This is a genomic window from Neobacillus sp. PS3-12 (genome assembly GCF_030915385.1).
GTDB lineage: Bacteria > Bacillota > Bacilli > Bacillales > Cytobacillaceae > JAEVLT01.
Map to the genome: position 1 here is coordinate 2,808,963 of NZ_CP133268.1, position 19,656 is coordinate 2,828,618.

General features: G+C 39.0%; 17 protein-coding genes. 15 read left to right on the plus strand and 2 right to left on the minus strand.

What is annotated here, in order from left to right; all coding sequences use genetic code 11:
• Positions 1 to 36: 36 nt before the first annotated feature.
• The 6 genes from RCG17_RS14310 (at position 37) to RCG17_RS14335 (ending at position 7,816) form a co-directional block, all read left to right on the plus strand.
• The gene (locus RCG17_RS14310) at positions 37 to 357 is read left to right on the plus strand and encodes a PTS lactose/cellobiose transporter subunit IIA (RefSeq protein ID WP_308170885.1); all 321 of its coding nucleotides are present in this window, start codon (positions 37 to 39) and stop codon (positions 355 to 357) included.
• 216 nt (positions 358 to 573) lie between these two features.
• Positions 574 to 2,067 (plus strand): family 1 glycosylhydrolase, encoded by a 1,494-nt coding sequence (locus RCG17_RS14315; protein ID WP_308170886.1) that lies wholly within the window; start codon positions 574 to 576, stop codon positions 2,065 to 2,067.
• A gap of 51 nt (positions 2,068 to 2,118) precedes the next feature.
• Positions 2,119 to 3,660, plus strand: coding sequence for a gluconokinase (gene gntK, locus RCG17_RS14320; RefSeq protein WP_308170887.1), 1,542 nt, complete (start codon positions 2,119 to 2,121; stop codon positions 3,658 to 3,660).
• A gap of 413 nt (positions 3,661 to 4,073) precedes the next feature.
• Positions 4,074 to 5,315, plus strand: a complete 1,242-nt coding sequence (locus tag RCG17_RS14325; RefSeq protein WP_308175848.1) for an MFS transporter — start codon at positions 4,074 to 4,076, stop codon at positions 5,313 to 5,315.
• 23 nt (positions 5,316 to 5,338) lie between these two features.
• Positions 5,339 to 5,830: a methylated-DNA--[protein]-cysteine S-methyltransferase gene (locus RCG17_RS14330; RefSeq protein WP_308170888.1), complete on the plus strand. Its 492-nt coding sequence runs from the start codon at positions 5,339 to 5,341 to the stop codon at positions 5,828 to 5,830.
• A 162-nt stretch (positions 5,831 to 5,992) separates the two neighbouring features.
• Entirely contained in the window at positions 5,993 to 7,816 is a 1,824-nt protein-coding gene (locus tag RCG17_RS14335; protein ID WP_308170889.1) for an APC family permease, read from the plus strand.
• An 18-nt stretch (positions 7,817 to 7,834) separates the two neighbouring features.
• Here the strand turns inward: RCG17_RS14335 and RCG17_RS14340 are convergent, their stop codons facing one another.
• A complete protein-coding gene (locus RCG17_RS14340) occupies positions 7,835 to 8,416 on the minus strand; it encodes an undecaprenyl phosphate transporter UptA (RefSeq protein ID WP_308170890.1) in 582 nt (193 codons plus the stop codon).
• A gap of 364 nt (positions 8,417 to 8,780) precedes the next feature.
• On the opposite strand from RCG17_RS14340, the gene RCG17_RS14345 reads away from it, so the two are divergent.
• The 5 genes from RCG17_RS14345 (at position 8,781) to uvsE (ending at position 15,271) form a co-directional block, all read left to right on the plus strand.
• Positions 8,781 to 9,557 carry a hypothetical protein gene (locus tag RCG17_RS14345; protein WP_308170891.1) on the plus strand — a complete coding sequence of 259 codons (777 nt, stop codon included), beginning with the start codon at positions 8,781 to 8,783 and terminating at the stop codon, positions 9,555 to 9,557.
• 203 nt (positions 9,558 to 9,760) lie between these two features.
• Positions 9,761 to 10,837, plus strand: coding sequence for a D-alanine--D-alanine ligase (locus RCG17_RS14350; protein WP_308170892.1), 1,077 nt, complete (start codon positions 9,761 to 9,763; stop codon positions 10,835 to 10,837).
• Positions 10,838 to 10,900: 63 nt separating this feature from the next.
• Positions 10,901 to 12,277 carry a UDP-N-acetylmuramoyl-tripeptide--D-alanyl-D-alanine ligase gene (gene murF / locus RCG17_RS14355; RefSeq protein ID WP_308170893.1) on the plus strand — a complete coding sequence of 459 codons (1,377 nt, stop codon included), beginning with the start codon at positions 10,901 to 10,903 and terminating at the stop codon, positions 12,275 to 12,277.
• A gap of 327 nt (positions 12,278 to 12,604) precedes the next feature.
• Positions 12,605 to 14,074, plus strand: a complete 1,470-nt coding sequence (locus RCG17_RS14360; RefSeq protein WP_308170894.1) for a degradosome RNA helicase CshA — start codon at positions 12,605 to 12,607, stop codon at positions 14,072 to 14,074.
• A 231-nt stretch (positions 14,075 to 14,305) separates the two neighbouring features.
• Positions 14,306 to 15,271 (plus strand): UV DNA damage repair endonuclease UvsE, encoded by a 966-nt coding sequence (gene uvsE, locus RCG17_RS14365; RefSeq protein ID WP_308170895.1) that lies wholly within the window; start codon positions 14,306 to 14,308, stop codon positions 15,269 to 15,271.
• Positions 15,272 to 15,311: 40 nt separating this feature from the next.
• Here the strand turns inward: uvsE and RCG17_RS14370 are convergent, their stop codons facing one another.
• The gene (locus tag RCG17_RS14370; RefSeq protein WP_308170896.1) at positions 15,312 to 16,040 is read right to left on the minus strand and encodes a rhomboid family intramembrane serine protease; all 729 of its coding nucleotides are present in this window, start codon (positions 16,038 to 16,040) and stop codon (positions 15,312 to 15,314) included.
• A 281-nt stretch (positions 16,041 to 16,321) separates the two neighbouring features.
• Between RCG17_RS14370 and acpS the strand changes: the two genes are divergently transcribed.
• The 4 genes from acpS (at position 16,322) to RCG17_RS14390 (ending at position 19,655) form a co-directional block, all read left to right on the plus strand.
• Complete coding sequence (gene acpS, locus RCG17_RS14375; RefSeq protein WP_308170897.1) at positions 16,322 to 16,672, plus strand: holo-ACP synthase; 351 nt, start codon at positions 16,322 to 16,324, stop codon at positions 16,670 to 16,672.
• A gap of 204 nt (positions 16,673 to 16,876) precedes the next feature.
• Complete coding sequence (locus RCG17_RS14380) at positions 16,877 to 17,899, plus strand: LolA family protein (RefSeq protein ID WP_308170898.1); 1,023 nt, start codon at positions 16,877 to 16,879, stop codon at positions 17,897 to 17,899.
• A gap of 133 nt (positions 17,900 to 18,032) precedes the next feature.
• Positions 18,033 to 19,181 (plus strand): alanine racemase, encoded by a 1,149-nt coding sequence (alr, locus tag RCG17_RS14385; protein WP_308170899.1) that lies wholly within the window; start codon positions 18,033 to 18,035, stop codon positions 19,179 to 19,181.
• 192 nt (positions 19,182 to 19,373) lie between these two features.
• On the plus strand, positions 19,374 to 19,655 hold the full coding sequence (locus RCG17_RS14390; RefSeq protein ID WP_308170900.1) for a CopG family ribbon-helix-helix protein: 282 nt from the start codon (positions 19,374 to 19,376) through the stop codon (positions 19,653 to 19,655).
• Position 19,656: the final 1 nt, after the last annotated feature.

The following is a 19,656-nucleotide window of genomic DNA, read 5'->3' on the forward strand; positions in this document are numbered from 1 at the left end:
TACATTTCCTAGAAAATCAATGAAAGGCTGTTTACGATGAATAAAGAAGAACTATACAATCTTGCATTTCAATTAATCCTTCATGCAGGGAATGCAAAAAGCTTTGCGATGGAAGCTATTTATGCAGCTAAAGAAGGTAAGTTTGATGAGGCAGAAGCAAAACTTACCGAATCAGATTCTGCTTTTAATGAAGCACATCATTTTCAAACCGATGTAATTCAAAAGGAAGCAGGCGGAACAGAATTTGATCTTCCACTCATTATGGTTCATGCACAGGACCACTTGATGACTTCCATGACGTTTAAAGAATTGGCTAGAGAGATCATCGATTTGCACAAACTGATCAAAAAAGCTTAAAGCAAAGCTAAACCAGGCAAAACGCATGGCTAATAAAGCAAATTCAGCATTGGTTGAATTATATTTCAAGGGGTTTGTTGGAAGTCATCAAAAATGTAATTGAAAAGGTTATTGTCATTATAAAAAAGCCCAACCTACTTTGGGCTTTTTTTAATCAAAGGAAATATAAACTGTGTATTATATACGATTTATTAGATTAGAAAGGAATGAAATTTCATGAAAAAAACATTCCCAGAAAATTTTTTATGGGGTGGAGCTACAGCTGCAAACCAATATGAAGGTGGATACAGTGAAGGCGGAAGAGGTCTGGCAACAAGCGATTTCATAACAAATGGTTCCGCTGACCGTCCAAGGAAAATTACAATCAAGTTAGCAGATGGCACAAAAACCAAGGTAAACCGACGTCCTGTTGGGGATCCCAAAATTGATACCATACCAGAAGGTGCAACAGGCTATATTGATGAAACTGTTTATTATCCAAGTCATAAAGCGGTTGATTTTTACCACCACTACAAAGAAGATATTGCCCTTTTTGGAGAAATGGGTTTGAAGTGTTTTCGTCTATCGCTTAGTTGGTCCCGCATTTTCCCAAAAGGTGGGATTGAAGGGGAACAGCCGAATGAGGAAGGGTTAAAATTTTACGAAGATGTTTTTAAAGAGTGCAAAAAATATAATATCGAACCATTAGTTACTCTCTATCATTTCGAAACTCCTGCCTATTTGGCTGAACATTATAATGGCTGGGGCGGCCGTCAGACGATTGATTGTTTTTTAAGAATGTGCAAAGAGGTATTTGCGAGATATAGAGATTTGGTAAAATATTGGATTACTATTAACGAAATTAATGTATTAAATGGTTACGCTTTTATGGGAACCAGAGAGGCTTCCGCACAGGTACGTTATCAAGCAAAGCATCATATGTTTGTTGCGAGTGCCCTTGCCAATAAACTTTGTCATGAGATCATTCCAGATGCAAAGATTGGCTGTATGGTTGCGTTAAGCTGCATTTACCCGAAAGATTGTAAGCCGGAAAATGTATTTGGGGCTCTGGATTATCGAAGAGCAGCTTTGCTTTATTCAGATATTATGATGAGGGGATATTATCCATCTTACTCCGGCCGCTTTTTTGAAGAGATGGGGGTAACAATAAAAAAAGAATCGGGGGATGACGAAATAATCAAGGCGAATCCATCGGATTTTTTATCCTTTAGTTATTACCGCAGCAGTGTATATCATACTGAAATCGTTCAGAATACCGATACCGGGGGACAAATGGGGGATGTAAATCCCTTCCTAGAAAAAACAGAGTGGGGCTGGGCGATTGACCCTATTGGGTTAAGATACACCTTATCTGAACTTTATGACCGCTATCAAAAACCTCTCTTTATAGTTGAAAACGGAATGGGAAGCATTGATAAACCGGATGGAAATGGTCCTGTAGAGGATGATTATCGGATCCGATATTTTCGGGATCATATTGCAGAAATGAAAAAGGCGGTTACTTTAGATGGTGTTGACTTAATGGGCTATACACCATGGGGTTGCATTGATTTAGTTTCAGCAGGAACTGGAGAGATGAAAAAACGTTATGGCTTTATTCATGTAGATATGGACGACGAAGGAAATGGAACATTAAAAAGAACAAAGAAAAAGTCATTTGATTGGTACAAGAAAGTGATAGCGACTAATGGAGAAGACCTAAGTTTTTAGATTTTATATAGTAATAGAAAATGAGGGAAACCTCTGAAAGCAGGCGATTAAATGGGACAGAGCCACTATTTAGGAGTAGATATTGGCACAACAAGTACAAAAGCGGTTCTATTTAAAAAGGATGGAACCGTGGTGAGTATGCATCATGTAGGATATTCGCTCAATAGTCCCTCTCCTACAGTAGCAGAACAAAATCCGGACGAAATAGTAGCTGCTGTGGTAGAAACAATGAAAGTTGCAATGCAAAAAGGCGGGATTACATCTGGAGATCTCGCACTTGTCTCATTTAGTTCAGCTATGCATAGTGTTATTGCTGTTGATGAAAGCGGCAAACCGCTAACTCAATGTATTACTTGGGCTGACACCAGGGCTACAGAATGGGCAGAGAAGATAAAAAATGAAATGAATGGACTGGAAATCTATAGGAGGACAGGGACCCCTATCCATCCTATGTCACCACTGGCGAAAATGGCCTGGCTACGGACAGAACATCCTGATGTGTTCAATCGAGCTAGTAGATTTATAGGTATAAAGGAATATATTTTCCATAAATTCTTTGGCCAATATGTAGTCGACCACTCTATAGCCTCAGCGATGGGGATGTTCAATTTGAAGAATCTGACATGGGACGAAGAAGCATTAAGGGTAGCGGGGATCTCAAATGAACAACTATCTGAACCCGTTCCAACCACCTTTTACTTAAAGGGAATAAAAGAAGAGTATGCTGTTGAAATGGGGATTTCAACAGAAATACCATTTGTTGTAGGAGCGAGTGACGGGGTGTTATCGAACCTTGGGGTTAATGCAATTGATCCCGGTGTTGTCGCTGTCACGATTGGGACAAGCGGTGCAATTCGAACAGTTACGGATAAACCGGTTACGGACCCTAGGGGCAGGATCTTCTGTTATGCATTGACAGAAAAGCATTGGGTTATTGGCGGACCTGTCAATAATGGGGGCATGACCTTTAGGTGGATACGGGATGAACTTGCCTCTGCCGAAGTGGAGACAGCAAGGCGCCTCGGAGTCGATCCATATGAATTATTGACGAAAATCGCCTCCCGTGTCTCACCTGGTGCTGATGGCCTGATTTTCCATCCTTATCTTGCCGGAGAGCGGGCGCCGCTTTGGAATGCCAACGCCAGAGGTTCATTCTTCGGTCTTGGACTCCATCACAAACGGGAACATCTGATTAGGGCTGTATTAGAAGGAGTAATCTTAAATCTTTATACCGTTTTTCTTGCCTTGCAAGAAATGATTGGCGTACCGACGAAGATTCAAGCAACAGGAGGATTTGCAAGGTCGGAACTTTGGCGCCAAATGATGGCAGATATTTTTAACCAAAAAGTGATTGTACCTGAGAGTTTTGAAAGCTCTTGTCTGGGTGCCGTGGTATTGGGAATGTATGCACTCGGGGAAATTGGAGACTTCTCAATCATGTCTAAATTAGTGGGTTCTACTTTTGAGCATGAGCCCATTGACGAGAATATTGAAATTTATCAGGATCTTGTCAACATTTATATCCGTGTTTCAAGATCATTGGAAAAAGAGTATGAGAAAATGTCTGACTTTCAGAAAAAATGGGTTAAATAAAATATACGGCTGAACGTCAAACAATTGATTATGATGAAGTCGAGAAAAGAGCCAATTCTTTGAAAACGTCAAAGATTTATAACCAAACAGTCACCATTATCTCCTTTAGAAAAATCTAATTTAGATACGATAGGGTGAACCGTATCACAAGCAAGTGAGGTCTTATATAGAAAAGTAAAACTTGCCAACTCCTATGGCGAGTTTTACTTTTTTATATACCAATAACGATGCCAATACGGCTGTCATTTCGGCACGTTTTTTAAGAAAGGCAGCTCGAAACGGAACCGTTTACCACAAGGGAGAAGCGTTTTACTTATTTTTAAAAAGCAACCTATGTAGAAATACCAATTTCAGAAGAGGTTAAAATATAATAGGTATGGTAAAATACTCTAGCGATGTAATAAAAATAATTCATAAAGGAGAGGAGAAATCAGCGTAAGATGGAAGAACGATTACATAAAGAACAAAAAAATCAAGACCAAATAGGTAAGGAAAAAATTTGGACGAGAGATTTCATCTTCATCCTCTTTGCTAACTTTTTTATATTCCTGGGCTTCCAGATGACATTGCCGACGATTCCTCTTTTTGTTGAAAAGCTGGGCGGCAATGACCAATTGATTGGTTTCGTTGTGGGAATCTTTACTTTTTCTGCATTATTGCTCAGACCTTTTGCAGGGCATGCCCTTGAATCAAGAGGAAGGGGCTTTGTTTATATATTTGGACTTACTATCTTTGTTTTGTCGGTTGGGTCGTATGCATTTGCTATGAGTATCCTGTTCCTTTTTGTAATGCGTGTAGTCCAAGGTGTAGGCTGGGGTTATTCTACCACTGCATCTGGAACGATTGCCACCGACTTAATTCCTCCAAAAAGACGAGGAGAGGGTATGGGCTTTTTTGGTTTATCGGGAAATATTGCAATGGCATTCGGACCTGCGCTTGGTCTTATTTTAACATCCAAACTTTCTTTTCCTGTCTTTTTCTTCATTTGTGCAGGATGCGGGTTAGTTTCATTAATCCTGGCATCGCAAATTAAATATAAAAAGGCAGAAAAGAAACCAAGCAAATCGGAACATAGAAGGTTTGATTTTTACGAAAAAACGGCGTTACAGCCGTCGTTCCTTTTATTTTTTATTACCACCACCTTTGGAGGAATCGCCTCCTTCCTTCCTTTATATACAGCAGAGAAGCATATTGCAGGAATTCAATGGTACTTTTTACTGTATGCTATAGGTGTATTAATAACCAGAATGTTTGCTGGTAAAATCTATGACAAAAGAGGGCATCAGGCTGTTGTCATTCCAGGGGAAATCATGATTTTAGCTGCAATGATTCTCTTGGCTTGGCTGCCAAATTCCACTATTCTATTCCTAGCGGCAATTCTCTACGGCTTAGGCTTCGGAAGTGTACAGCCAGCATTGCAGGCATGGGCCGTTGATCAAGCTCCAATGAATCGAAAAGGAATGGCAAACGCAACATTTTTCTCCTTTTTTGACCTGGGGATTGGAGTTGGAGCAATGGTATTTGGGCAAATTGCTCAACTGCTTGGATACCGATTTATCTATATCATTGCAAGTCTGTCTGTACTTGTTTCAATGATTCTTTATTTTTTCTTGCTTTTTAAAAATCGCACGGTAAGGTCCCAAGGATTAAATTAATCGTATATAAAGAGGGGAAACTTATGAAAATAGGTTATGGCCAATATCAATCACCAATTGGTACCATTCGTGTTATCGCAGATGAATCGGGCATCAAAAGAATTGAAATCTTCGATGACCAATGGGAGGAGTATCTCAAAAATAATCCCGAGATTGTGGAGAACCAGGAACTTTGTGGTGAGGCGATTCGTCAATTAGATGAATACTTCAATGGAAAACGAAAACAATTTGATTTACCTCTTTCAATTGAAGGAACTGATTTTCGAAAAAAAGTCTGGAAGGCATTGCTGACAATTCCATACGGAGAAGTGAGAAGCTATGCTGAAGTGGCTGAACTGATTGGTAATCCGAAGGCTGTCAGAGCGGTTGGACAAGCAAACAAAGCGAATCAGATCCCAATCATTATTCCATGCCATCGGGTTATTGGAAAAAGCGGGGATTTAGTTGGATACGCAGGAAATCGGACATCTTTTAAAGAAAAGCTGCTAGAAGCAGAAGGATTTCTACAAAACTGATGATAAGCTGTTTGGAGATCTGCCAAAGATCGGTCCAAACAGCTTTTTCTTTTGGAGAATGTCGTAAAATGGTCATTCTTGTCGAAATAAAAACAACATGTCCTTAAGTTAGTTGTGATAAAATCAAGCGGGATTTAATTATAAATGTGGCGGGTGAACGTTATGCTCTCTGCGATTAAACGTTTTTTAATAGGTCGTCCATTAAAGTCGACAGAGCTTGGTCATCAAAAGTTGAATATACTTAAAGCTTTGGCTGTTTTATCCTCGGATGCACTGTCGTCAGTAGCATATGGAACAGAGCAGATCCTAATCGTACTGGCAACAGTAGGGGCCATTGCCTATTGGTACTCTGTTCCAATTGCAGTCGGGGTTCTGTTTCTATTAGCAGCCTTAATTTTGTCTTATCGACAAATAATCTTCTCTTATCCTCATGGTGGAGGGGCATATGTCGTTTCTAAGGAAAACCTCGGCGTAAATGCTGGTTTGATTGCCGGAGGATCTTTGCTTGTTGATTATATTTTAACCGTTGCGGTTAGTGTATCAGCTGGTACAGATGCGATCACTTCGGCATTTCCAAGCCTCCATCCTCATACGGTTTTAATTGCATGTATATTAGTTGTATGTATTACACTGTTAAACCTTCGTGGTATTACCGAGTCTGCAACCATTTTAGCTTATCCTGTTTATTTGTTTGTCTTTGCTCTTTTTGTCTTAAGTGGGGCAGGAATCTATAAAATCTTGACCGGTAGTGTCCCTGCTGTGATGCATACAAACATTGGAACCCCGGTGGCAGGTATTTCATTATTTCTATTATTAAGAGCTTTTGCATCTGGGTGTTCTGCTTTAACCGGTGTTGAAGCCATTTCTAATGCCATTCCGAACTTTAAAGAACCGGCACCGCAAAATGCTGCCAAAACATTAATTTTGATGGGCTCATTATTAGCACTTTTATTTTCGGGTATTACCTTTCTAGCCTATTATTATGGGATATCACCTAAACCAGAAGAAACGGTTGTTTCACAAATCGCTAAAACAACGTTTGGTCGTAACTTTCTGTATTTCTTTGTCCAATGTACAACTGCTCTTATTTTAGTGCTGGCAGCCAATACGGGCTTTTCGGCCTTTCCTTTATTAGCCTTTAACCTTGCCAGCGATAAATATATGCCGAGAATGTTTACGATTAGAGGGGACCGTCTGGGGTATTCAAATGGAATTGTTTCGCTTGGCGTTGCCTCCATTCTGTTAATTATTACTTTCCATGGCCGAACAGAGCATTTAATTCCACTCTACGCAGTTGGGGTATTTATTCCTTTCACCTTATCGCAAACAGGGATGATTTTAAAATGGGTAAGGGAAAGATCACCTGGATGGATTGGGAAATTAACAGCCAATCTAATTGGGGCTTTAATCACTTTAACGGTGTTAATCATATTCTTTGTAACAAAATTTTCCCAGGTGTGGTTTGTTTTTATCTTTTTGCCAGTAATGGTTTATATTTTTCATAGGGTTAATCAACACTATGAAGCAGTTGGTGAGCAGTTAAGGATACAAGTGGACTCACCTGCACTTCCGATTGCAGGAAATGTCATTATTGTTCCTGTAGCAGGGATTACCAAAGTTGTTGAGAACTCAATTAATTATGCAAAGTCGTTAACAGATCAAATTTTTGCTGTTTATATTTCTTTTGATCGTGAGGATGAAAAGCGTTTTGTGGAGAAATGGGAAAAGTGGCAGCCAGACGTTCGCCTGGTTACCTTACATTCTCGTTATCGGAGTATTCTTCATCCGCTCTCAAAGTTTATTGATACTGTTGAACATAGAGCGAGTGAAAATAATTATCGAGTTACTGTGTTAATCCCGCAATTTATTACGAAAAAGAGCTGGCATAATATCTTGCACAATCAATCTAGCCTTTTGATACGAACCTATCTCATTTTTAAAAAGAATGTAATTATATCCACGCTTCCATACCATTTTAAAAAATAAAACCGCCAATCGGCGGTTTTATTTTTTGCGTTTAATTAAATAATAGATGACTCCGATTATGACAGCGGCAATGATGAATGGCAGCACATATGGCTCGGCATATGTTTTAATGTTGGCCCAGTTTTTCCCGAGGACTTCTCCTAAGTAAAGGAACAAAATGGTCCATGGTAAAATGGCTGCTACTGTATAGAGAACGAATTTGCTTATCGGCATCTTGGCGATTCCAGCTGGGATCGAAATAGCATGTCTTACCACTGGAATGAAACGTGCTGAAAAAATAACACCGGCGCCGAATTTTTCAAACCATTGTTCAGCAACATCGATGTGTTTCTTTTTGATTAATACATATTTTCCGTATCTCTCTAAAAACGGACGGCCCCCATAGTATCCAGCCCAGTATAAAAATAATTGAGCAATTGTTCCGCCAATGACGCCAGAAATAACAGCCAAGGGATAATTTAAGGCTCCTTTAGAAATAAGGTAGCCGCCATAGCCTAATACAATTTCACTTGGAATAATTTCAATCATGAGCCCTAAGGCAATTCCAAAATAGCCTAAGGACGATAATGCCATTAAAACCGAATAGATAAAATTTGACATACTTCACCTTCGCTTAATTAAAAATTCTTCTTAAGTTTATAACAAATTTAACCATAATGAAATAAAACAATAAATATTTTATCGCAATTGGGAGCGGCTAAAGTGGTTAAAATAACAAAGGTACAAAAAGATTTTTGGACTAACAGTATTATTTCAAATAATATGAAATATAGTTTCGAATTATATTTAATTTGTAAAATAAATGAAATAAGCTATTTGGCCTATTCTTTGATAAAATTAGGTACATAATTGTAGAACCACTTAAAGTTATCAGATATCAAGGGTTATTCTTGATAACGTCAGCTTCAACATATAGCAGCTATTGGCTTTTTGTGCCTTCTTTAATGATCGGAGGAGTTTCGCTTTGAAAAAACATCATCAAGACGTACGGGATCTCATCTATGTCCATCTCAACCAAGCTGATCAGTATGTTCTTTCGTATGGTATTGAATTTGAGGAGTTTGCCTACACTTTTTCAGATTCACTCAATAACTTGCTCTTATTAAAGCATCGTTTTGATGATACTGATTTTAACATGCACGCATTACTCGAATATTGTCCTGAGGATCGGGTTTCCAAATTAGCAGAAGAAGATGTTTACCGATTCGGGGACTTTTGTTGGATTGATTTTTTTGAAGAGGAAGGCTTAAATGAACTTACTGGCCAAGAAATAGCTGAAATACTATATCTGGGACATCTAAAGCATCATTTGAAATTGCCATTTTACAGCAAGTTAAATAATCGGTTTGTCTACCTCGCACATGATGATGGCTGGTTTAACAAAACCTATTACCGCAGTTTTAAAGATTTCTTTCAATTATTAAGCATTAGCATTGCGAGTAAGTTAGGCAAGCTTAAACAAGAAAAAAATTTATTAGGTATTCGCAAAAAAAGGATGTATCCTAACGTCAATAAAGAAATTCTCCTATCATTAACACCATTCATTAAAGAGGGAATCGTTATTTCCATCAAGGATGCTGATAACCAGCGCGGTCGGATTGAAATACCGATTTGGGTGATTGGTGACTTTGCTAATATGGATGACATGTACGAAGAATACGAAACAATCTCAAACGAAGAGTGCCACGCTAAAATCATTTTTGATAAAAAAACAAAAGAGTGGAAGCTGTATATCGTATAGGTTTCATGAAAAATCTCTCTGGCCATGCGGAGAGGTTTTTCACTTTTTTCTTTAAACGGGGTACATAAAAAACTAGTTTTTAATCAAGCTGTTCAAGACATAAAATAATAAGAAAATATGTAAAAAACTAGGAATGAGATTTTCTTTCTTTATTTATAGATAGTGATAAAATAAAAGGCGAATGAAAAATTGGAGGGTATACAATGAAAACAAAACTCGGTTTATTATACGGGGGAAAATCCGCAGAGCATAAGGTATCATTACAAACTGCCTTCGCTGTTATAAAAGCATTAAATCTGGAAAAATTTGAAGTTTATCCTATTTACATAAACACTCAGGGACAATGGATTAAAGGGCCGCAATTAGTGGAGCCGGCAAAAGATGTGAAAGAGCTTGAGTTTTCAAATGGAAATGAGTTATCACCGATGGCGCTCGCATCAACTCTTTTTCAATCTGAAAAAAATGATGCTCAGCTTGATGTTATTTTCCCGCTATTGCATGGGCCAAACGGAGAAGATGGAACGGTTCAGGGTTTACTAGAATTACTTAACCTTCCATATGTAGGAAATGGAGTGCTTGCTTCTGCTGCTGGAATGGATAAAGTTGTAATGAAAAATATTTTTGCCCAAGCAGGCTTGGCGCAAGTAAATTATGTTGCTTTTATTCGCAGCGAATGGGAAAAAGCAAAAACAGACGCTTATCAAACTGTTGAAAATGAACTTGGTTATCCTTGCTTTGTGAAACCCGCAAACCTTGGTTCAAGTGTCGGCATTAGTAAATGTACGAACCGTGCAGAGTTAGAAGCGGCATTTGCTGAAGCATTCCAGTTTGACCGTAAAGTGATTATTGAAGAGGGTGTTATTGCCCGTGAGGTCGAAGTGGCTGTCCTTGGCAATGACGAACCGCAATGTTCGGTTGCAGGAGAAATTGTTCCTAAAAAGGATTTTTATGACTATAAAGCGAAATATGAAGATGAAAGTACGGTTTTAATTATTCCAGCTGATATCAAAAAAGAAGAGTATGCTCAGATTCAAGAGACGGCCATTAAAGCATTTAAAGCATTAGACTGCTCCGGACTCGTTCGTGCCGACTTCTTCCTGACGAAGGATGGAAAGGCGTTGATTAACGAAGTAAATACAATGCCTGGCTTTACACCTGTCAGCATGTTCCCTCTTTTGTGGAAAGAAACCGGTCTTGATTATCCAAGTTTAATTGAACGTCTTGTTTCTCTTGCCATTGAACGGCATGCAGAAAAACAACGGATTAAGTATACGGTTTAAACAACTTAGGACACGGCTTAAAGCCGTGTCACTTTATTCATTCCATACTTTGGAGGAGAAAACATGATAAAGCGAACGATAAAACAGATAGTGGAAATGATCCCTGTGCAAAACAACCTTACTTCATTTTTTGACGTAAACATTACAGGAGTATCCATTGATTCGCGCAAGATTGAAAAAGGAAATCTGTTTGTTCCTTTTAAAGGAGAGCATGCAGATGGACACAAGTATGTTGCGGAATCGATTCAAAAAGGTGCAGCTGCTGCTCTTTGGCAAAAGGACGTTCCAAATCCTCCGCTTGATCTGCCTGTTTTGATCGTGGACGATTGCTTAACGGCATTACAGGAACTTGCAAGAAAGTACAGAGAACAATTGGCTGTAAAAGTGGTGGGTATTACCGGCAGTAATGGAAAAACGACAACAAAAGATATGACAACGAATCTTTTGTCCCTCCAATATAAAGTCCAAAAAACAGAAGGGAATTTAAACAATCATTTGGGTCTTCCTTTAACTGTATTAGGTTTGAAGGAAGAGACAGAAATTGCTGTGTTGGAAATGGGAATGAGCGGCAGAGGGGAAATTGAATTTTTAACAAAGCTTGCACGTCCCGATGCAGTTGTCATTACTAATATTGGTGAATCACATCTACTTGATCTTGGCTCAAGGGAAGGGATTGCAGAGGCCAAGCTGGAAATTATGCAAGGACTTAAGCCGGGAGGGTTGGCTGTCTTACATGGGGATGAACCATTGCTAATGGAGAGAATTCACCAATTCAAACCGAATGTCCAATTACAAACATTTGGACGTAGTGACACGAATACCATCTTTCCGACTGAAATGACCCAAACAAATGAAGGCAGTGTATTCAATATAAATCTGTCAAAACAAAGCTTTGATTTGCCTGTTTTAGGAACCCATAACATTATGAATGCACTGGCTGCCATGTTAATTGCCCATTATTTTTCAATACCATTTGAAAAAATGGCGGAAGGTTTAAAAAAGGTAAAGTTGACCAATATGAGGATGGAAATTGTTGAAGGCAAACATGGGGAAAAAGTAATCAATGATGCCTATAATGCCAGCCCTACTTCAATGATGGCAGCAATTGAATTAGTATCAAACCTCCAAGGATATGAGAAAAAAATCCTTGTTCTTGGAGATATGCTTGAATTGGGACCGCAGGAAAAGCAATATCATCGTCAAATTGGTGAAGGGCTAAATCCTGAAAAAATCGATGTGCTGTTTACGTATGGGCAATTAGGGATTGAGATTGCAAATGGAGCACGTAACCGATTAGGCGATGGTAAGGTGTTTGTTTTTACAGATAAGCAGGAACTGGTTAAGGAATTAGTACGACATGTTGACCAAAATACGTTAGTTCTTGTAAAAGCATCTCGTGGGATGAAGCTTGAGGAAATTGTTGCTTCTTTACAAAAATAATGTTGATCTTCGCAACATATGTATGAATTAAACATTATTAAAGAAAAATAATAGAAACAACCTCATATCTGTTTTTTCGGAGAAAGTAGCCCTTTTTCCTAAAGCTTAGAATCCTAATGCTTTATGGTTTATTGCTTTTTAGAAGGTATAATGCTAAGATTGTATTCAGCATGTCTAAAGTGTGGGAAATTTAGGGCATACTCCTATGGAGGAATGTCTTTTTTTTGCTAAAATAGTGATGAGTACTTAAAAGTAGTAATTTTATGGAACAGAATTTTCTACACGAAGTAAAATATATTTGTATATAGATGAAGGAGAATGAAAAAATTGACAAAGTTTCAAGAGTTAGGTATTAGTTCAGCGACGTTAAAGGCCGTCCTTCGAATGGGCTTTGAGGAAGCAACTCCGATTCAGGCAGAAACAATTCCGTTAAGCCTGCAAAACAAAGATTTAATTGGGCAAGCTCAAACTGGTACAGGTAAAACTGCAGCGTTTGGTATTCCATTAGTTGAAAAAGTTGATTTGAACGTGGATGCTATTCAAGGAATTATTATCGCCCCGACTCGTGAACTTGCGATCCAAGTTTCAGAGGAGCTCTATAAAATTGGAGCGGGTAAAAAAGTGCGTGTTCTTCCGATCTACGGTGGTCAGGACATTCAGCGGCAAATTCGGTCATTAAAAAAACATCCACATATTATTGTGGGAACACCAGGACGTGTTCTTGATCATATTAATCGAAGAACAATCCGTTTTGACCATGTTCATACTGCGATCCTAGATGAAGCAGATGAAATGTTGAATATGGGCTTTATTGAAGATATTGAAGCCATCCTTGCTCAAATTCCAACTGACCGGCAAACATTACTTTTCTCTGCGACGATGCCTGCGCCGATCCAGAGAATGGCAGAAAGATTTATGAAGGACCCTCAAATTGTCCGTGTGAAAACAAAGGAAATGACAGTTCCTCTCATCGATCAGTACTATTTGGAAGTTCAGGAAAAGAATAAGTTTGATGTTTTGACAAGACTACTTGATATACAAGCGCCAGAATTGGCTATTATTTTTGGACGGACAAAACGTCGTGTTGATGAGCTGGCTGAAGCGTTAAACCTTAGGGGTTATACTGCAGAAGGTATTCATGGTGATTTAAGCCAAGCAAAACGTTTATCTGTTCTTCGTAAGTTTAAAGAAGGCTCGATAGATGTGCTTGTAGCTACCGATGTTGCGGCAAGGGGCTTGGATATTTCCGGTGTTACCCATGTTTATAATTTTGACATTCCACAGGATCCTGAAAGTTATGTTCACCGTATTGGCCGTACAGGACGTGCAGGTAATGCTGGGGTAGCCTTAACCTTTATTACTCCACGTGAAAAGTCCTATCTTGCGGTTGTAGAAAAAACAACGAAAGCCAAAATGGAGCGAATGACGCCGCCAACCTTGGCAGAAGCATTGGAAGGTCAGCAAAAAGCAGTTGTGGATAAGATTGTCCAAACAATTGAAGAGAATAATTTGGAGTATTACAAGGCAGCAGCTGAGGAACTTCTCGAAAATTACGATTCATCCGTTATCGCTGCAGCAGTTTTGAAAATGCTAACCAAAGAACCAGATACAACACCTGTAAAGCTAACTGAAGAGCAGCCTCTTCCATCGAGAAGAGATCGTAAACCACAGGATCGCAGCAGAAGAAGCAATGACTCGAGAAACCACGATTCAAGACGGAACAAGGGTCAAATGAAGCCACGCTCAGGTGAAAAACGCGGAGCAGGCAAGCAAAAACCAAGAACCTATAATCATTAATAAGCAGAGCATGGAGATGAATCCATGCTCTTTTTTGTTATCGGACTGCTTGTTTGTTGGTTTTCACCCTTATAGCAAGTGCATAACGCCGATGGGAGTTTGACTCCATGTACGCTTGCGAGAAACTATATGTGAGAACCCACGTGGGCTTGCCCCGTGGAGTAAGTCAGCGGGGTATCTTTTTCTTCAGAGGGAACATTAAACATAAGTAACCTTGAGGAGGAATTTGCGATGACGATTGTGCGGCTGGGCTATGTGGCCATGAGTGTTGAGCTGCAAAACTGTTCCCCATCTAAAACAATGACATTTACCCAATTTGAACAGTTGAAGGATCGGGAAGCGGCAATAAGGAAGCTTGAACGAATTGCAACCACAAATTTAGAAAACTGCTTGCGGCTTTTAAAGCATAACACGGCAAACGAAATTCATTTTTTTCGGCTGAGCTCAAGGCTTATTCCGCTTGCCAATCATGAGGAACTGTCTGATTGGGATTACTTTACACCGTTAAAAAAGCCATTAAATAAGTTGGCGGACTATATCCATGCCCATCCTTCACGTATTGATTTTCACCCCGACCATTTCGTTGTGCTTAATACTCACCAAAAGGATACATTGAAGAATTCTATCCAAACATTGTCCATGCATAAAGGACTTCTGAAGGGAATGGACATTGATCCTGAGCATCGTTGTGTGATCCATGTTGGCGGTGGGTATGAGGATAAAGAAAAGGCATTAGAATCCTTTATTTACAATTGGGCCTACATTCCCCAAAGTATTCAGCAAATGATCATGCTGGAAAATGATGATACCACCTTTACCATGAATGAAACATTATATCTTTGTGAAAAATTAGGAATTCCAATGGTGTTCGATTACCACCATCATTTAGCAAATCATGAAGAAGAAGACTGGGAAAAGCATTGGGAGCGGGTCATCTCCACCTGGAGTCAATCCAAGCTTCCCATTAAGATGCATATCTCAAGTCCGCGCTCAGAGAAGGAATTTAGAGCACATGCTAATTATGTTGACCCTGATTTGTTTCTTGGTTTTCTTGACAGGATAAAAGGGTCAATACCTGAAATTTATTGCATGATCGAGGCAAAACAAAAAGATGCGGCCCTTTTTCAGCTGATGGATGATATGCAAGGGAGAGAAGGGGTAACCATAATTGATAAATCTAGTTTTGAAATCAGATAATTTTTTATTCAGGATGATTCGCTAAGTCTGAATCATCCTCTTATCGTTGTGCCCAAAATCCTATAAGGAAAAACAAGATAATCACACCCCAAATAATAATCCTTAAAGGGGACTCGGTAGAAAACCTCCTGGTATTCCTTCCTGTCCAGATTCGGACATCCCGCATCGAGTCATTCCAATCTCTTTTATTAAAATAGGGAATGCAGCCTAATAAAAAACCTCCAATCAGGCCGAATAGATGGGCTGTTATATTTATATTAGGCTGTATAAACGTCATAATAAGACTGACAGCACATAGTGTTAAGATAATTTGGGAAGATTCTTTTGTCATCCACCTTTTTCGAAAAATAAGGATGGAAATATAATAACCGAATAGACCAAAAATGGCGCCGCTTGAGCCAACATGGATAAACGTCAACGGCTCGAGGAGTAAAGTTGCGATATTTGCAATTAATCCAGAAACCAAGTAAACGAACAAGAACCTGCCTTTCCCAAGCATCCGTTCAAGTGGAGGGCCAAATAAGACGAGAGAAAAACTATTAAAAAGCATATGTGAAAAGCCGCTATGCATAAAAGTAGGTGTGATCAGTCGCCATATCTGACCTTCCATAATATATAAATTAACTCCCGAAAATGTTTCATAAAACCATTGATTCGGGAAAAAGGGTAATATGGACAAGAGATATAATATAATATGGATGGTAATAATGAAACTAACGATAGGATATAAGCGAAGAAACTCTCGAAAGCTTTCTGTCCTTGTAAACATAAGGTCCTCCTTACTTTTAGGGGCTGTGTTAAGATGATTGTTGATTTCAGCTCCAGGCACTTGCTTTCCGCGGGCGTTGCGGGGAGCCTCCTCGGCGCTTTAGGCGCCTGTGGGGTCTCCCCTGCCCCGTACTCCCGCAGGAGTCAAGTGCCCTTCGCTCCAATCAACAGTTAAAAAATCAATAACTTACTTATTACACAGCCTTTTTAAATCAGCTTTACCGAATGGTTGTCTTATACACTATTATGCAAATGGGAATATAAATAGAAGGATGTAATCTGATGATAAAAGGAATTGGAATTGATATTATTGAACTTTCACGGGTTGAAGAAATAATCCAGCGGCAGCCGAAGTTTATTGAACGGGTTTTATGCCCGAGTGAAGCTAAGGTGTTTGAAACTTTAACTGCCGCCAGAAAAACGGAATTTTTGGCTGGAAGGTTTGCTGCCAAGGAAGCATTCTCTAAAGCAAATGGAACGGGAATTGGGAAAGAATTATCGTTCCAGGATATTGAAATTAGTACCGATAGCATGGGAAAGCCTTTCATTATTAAACCCGAAGGTCAGACGTATCTGTCGATCTCCCACAGCAGAGAATATGCCGTTGCTCAAGTAATCATTGAGGAAAACTAAAGCTTGCCAACCTCATGTCATATTCCAAAAACTTGTCTCATATATTCATAGGGAACTAGGAGAGACAAGGTCAGCTATGAACTCATGGAAAATAAACCTTTTACATTTCTAATCACAGCAAATAATCTGACTTCATCAAAGCCTGAACCCTGCCTTTGCTCTTCTCAAAATTAACCGAAATGAGACAAGAAGGGGTTGAAATGATTGAGGAAAAAAGTAATGCTGATCTTTACCGAACTGATGGTCATTTTTGTTTTAACTGCATGTGGAACGAAATCACAGGATGATGTGGTGAAAGAGTTAAATAATAGGCTCGATAATCTCTCGGGTTATAAAGTGAACGCAAAAATGACGTTGAAAATGGGTCAGGATTCGCAGGTGTATAACGTTGAAATCTGGCATAAAGACCCTACCTATTATCGCGTTAATTTGAAAAATGCAGCAAAAGACCAAAGTCAAATGATCCTGAGGAATGATGAAGGGGTATTTGTATTAACCCCAGCCCTTAACAAGAGCTTCCGCTTCCAGAGCGATTGGCCGCAAAATAGCAGTCAGGCTTATTTATACGAATCATTAATAAAGGATATACTAGAAGATAAAGGCGCAAAGTTTTCCTCAACGAAAAGTTATTATGTCTTTGAAACCAAAACACGCTATCAAAATAATAAAATGCTTCCATTCCAAGAAATTAAGCTGAATAAAAACGACTTATCACCTGCAGAAGTAAAGGTGATGGACCCTGATCGAAATGCTCTTGTAACGGTTGAATTTTCAAAAACAAAATTTAATGCAAGCTTTGACAAGAATGATTTTGACATGAATAAAAATATGACTCGCGCCCAGCTTAATCTTCCAGCTATGGCAAAGGTGAAAGATAATTCCTTTACAGTTAAATATCCAACTGCTGCAATTCCTGGTGACAAATTAAAAGAAGAAAAGAATGTGAAAATCGAAGACGGAAAGCGAGTAGTCCTTACCTATGATGGCAAAAAACCGTTTACACTCGTTCAAGAAAAATTATCGGTCAAGCAAGCCTCAGCAACACCTACTACTTCTACCCCTGTAGAAGGACAGCCGATTGATCTAGGCTTCACAATTGGTGCACTTACGGACCACTCCATTAGCTGGTCCCAAGATGGGGTTGATTATATGCTTGCTTCGAAAAAATTAACGAAAGAAGAATTGATCGAAGTGGCCGGTTCTGTTCAAGGTGATATGGGGAAATAAAGAAGTAAAAGCGGGTTCCAAAAAATGGGCCCGCTTTTTTTAGTGAATCATTTGACTTTCTTTTAAGTGAGTTTAATAATCGAATAGGATAAATTAAATACAATCTTTTCGATTGAATGTAGGAAGTGTAAAAATGGAGTATTTCTATCGGGATTCATGGGCAGAAGTGGATTTGGATTGTATATCGGAAAATATAACTTCAATAAAGTCCCTGCTGCCAGAAGAAGTTGAGATCATTGCTGTGGTAAAAGCAAATGCTTATGGGCATGGTGACATTAAAGTCTCGGAAGCGGCGCTTAAAGCAGGTGCTACCCATTTAGCCGTTGCCTTTCTCGATGAAGCAATTGCGTTAAGAAATAAAGGAATAAAAGCCCCGATTCTAGTGTTAGGGGCAACTCGTGCTAAAGATGTTCCAATTGCTGCTGAAAGACAAATTACGTTAACCGTTTTTCAAATGGAATGGCTTCAGGAAGCAAAAAGTTATTTGAGTGAGAATGAAAGCTTAACTGTTCACGTAAAGTTAGATACAGGGATGGGACGGATTGGAATCCGTAGTAAGGAAGAGTTAAGGGAAATCGAACAATTTTTTCAAAATGAAGAGCGTTTTAATTTTGAAGGTATTTTCACTCACTTTTCAACTGCAGATGAATTGGATGAATTATATTTTCAAAAACAATTTGATATATTTCAGGATATGTTGAGCATTCTAAGCAAGAAGCCTAAATACGTTCACTGCAGCAATAGTGCTGCAACATTACGCTTTCCACGTACCTACTTTAATGCAGTCCGCTTAGGTATTGCCATGTATGGTTTAACACCTTCACCGGAAATGGAGCCGGAAATCCCTGTTCCGTTAAAGGAAGCATTTACACTTCGCTCACGCCTGATTCATGTGAAAAAGCTGCCAAAAGGGCAAAAGGTAAGCTATGGTGCAACCTATGAAACAAGTGATGAAGAATGGATTGGGACAATTCCAATCGGTTATGCTGATGGCTGGATTCGAAGACTTCAAGGACAAGAAGTATTAGTTGACGGAAAACGTGCCCCTATTGTCGGAAGAATTTGTATGGACCAATGTATGGTGCGGCTTCCTTCTAATATCCCAATTGGTACTACAGTTACCTTGATAGGAAGAGACGGGGAACAGTTCATCTCAATTAATGAAATTGCTAAAAAACTTGAAACAATTAATTACGAAATCCCATGTATCATTGCTAGTAGGGTACCGCGTCTTTACAAAAAAGCAGGCCAAATTGTTGATTCGAAAAACTATCTTCTTTAAGGTTTTTAAGTTGACTAGATAAAAAAGTCAAATATAAATTTAATATTGTCTGTATTGTATGCATAAAAGCCTATTTTTTTGGCTTATAATACAGAAGAATTGCTATTTGGTCTATTCATTGGGCATTATTAGTGTTATTATTAAAAATGGTAAAGATAAAATGGTGTGTAGTGATGGTGGAGGTGTATGTTTGTGTCTGAATCCGGCGCAACTACAGAAATCAAAGTTGAATTACCGCAACATCTTTTAACCGAATTAGATGGCTATATTAAGCAAGACAATGTGAATCGCAGCGAATTTATTTATCAAGCGACAAAAATGTATTTGCGCGAACGAAAAAAGAGACAGATTCGCGAAGGCATGAGACGCGGTTACATGGAAATGGCTAAAATAAATTTAACCATTGCATCTGAAAGCTTTCAGGCAGAATATGAGGCAGAACATACAGTAGAACGTCTAGTAAGCGGAGGGTAAT

Excerpts from the sequence above, each read along its gene's own strand:
- RCG17_RS14310 (WP_308170885.1), top strand. The coding sequence starts at position 37 with ATGAATAAAGAAGAACTATACAATCTTGCATTTCAATTAATCCTTCAT.
- RCG17_RS14315 (WP_308170886.1), top strand. The coding sequence starts at position 574 with ATGAAAAAAACATTCCCAGAAAATTTTTTATGGGGTGGAGCTACAGCT.
- gntK (WP_308170887.1), top strand. The coding sequence starts at position 2,119 with ATGGGACAGAGCCACTATTTAGGAGTAGATATTGGCACAACAAGTACA.
- RCG17_RS14330 (WP_308170888.1), top strand. The coding sequence starts at position 5,339 with ATGAAAATAGGTTATGGCCAATATCAATCACCAATTGGTACCATTCGT.
- RCG17_RS14335 (WP_308170889.1), top strand. The coding sequence starts at position 5,993 with ATGCTCTCTGCGATTAAACGTTTTTTAATAGGTCGTCCATTAAAGTCG.
- RCG17_RS14340 (WP_308170890.1), bottom strand. The coding sequence starts at position 8,416 with ATGTCAAATTTTATCTATTCGGTTTTAATGGCATTATCGTCCTTAGGC.
- RCG17_RS14350 (WP_308170892.1), top strand. The coding sequence starts at position 9,761 with ATGAAAACAAAACTCGGTTTATTATACGGGGGAAAATCCGCAGAGCAT.
- murF (WP_308170893.1), top strand. The coding sequence starts at position 10,901 with ATGATAAAGCGAACGATAAAACAGATAGTGGAAATGATCCCTGTGCAA.
- uvsE (WP_308170895.1), top strand. The coding sequence starts at position 14,306 with ATGACGATTGTGCGGCTGGGCTATGTGGCCATGAGTGTTGAGCTGCAA.
- RCG17_RS14370 (WP_308170896.1), bottom strand. The coding sequence starts at position 16,040 with ATGTTTACAAGGACAGAAAGCTTTCGAGAGTTTCTTCGCTTATATCCT.
- acpS (WP_308170897.1), top strand. The coding sequence starts at position 16,322 with ATGATAAAAGGAATTGGAATTGATATTATTGAACTTTCACGGGTTGAA.
- alr (WP_308170899.1), top strand. The coding sequence starts at position 18,033 with ATGGAGTATTTCTATCGGGATTCATGGGCAGAAGTGGATTTGGATTGT.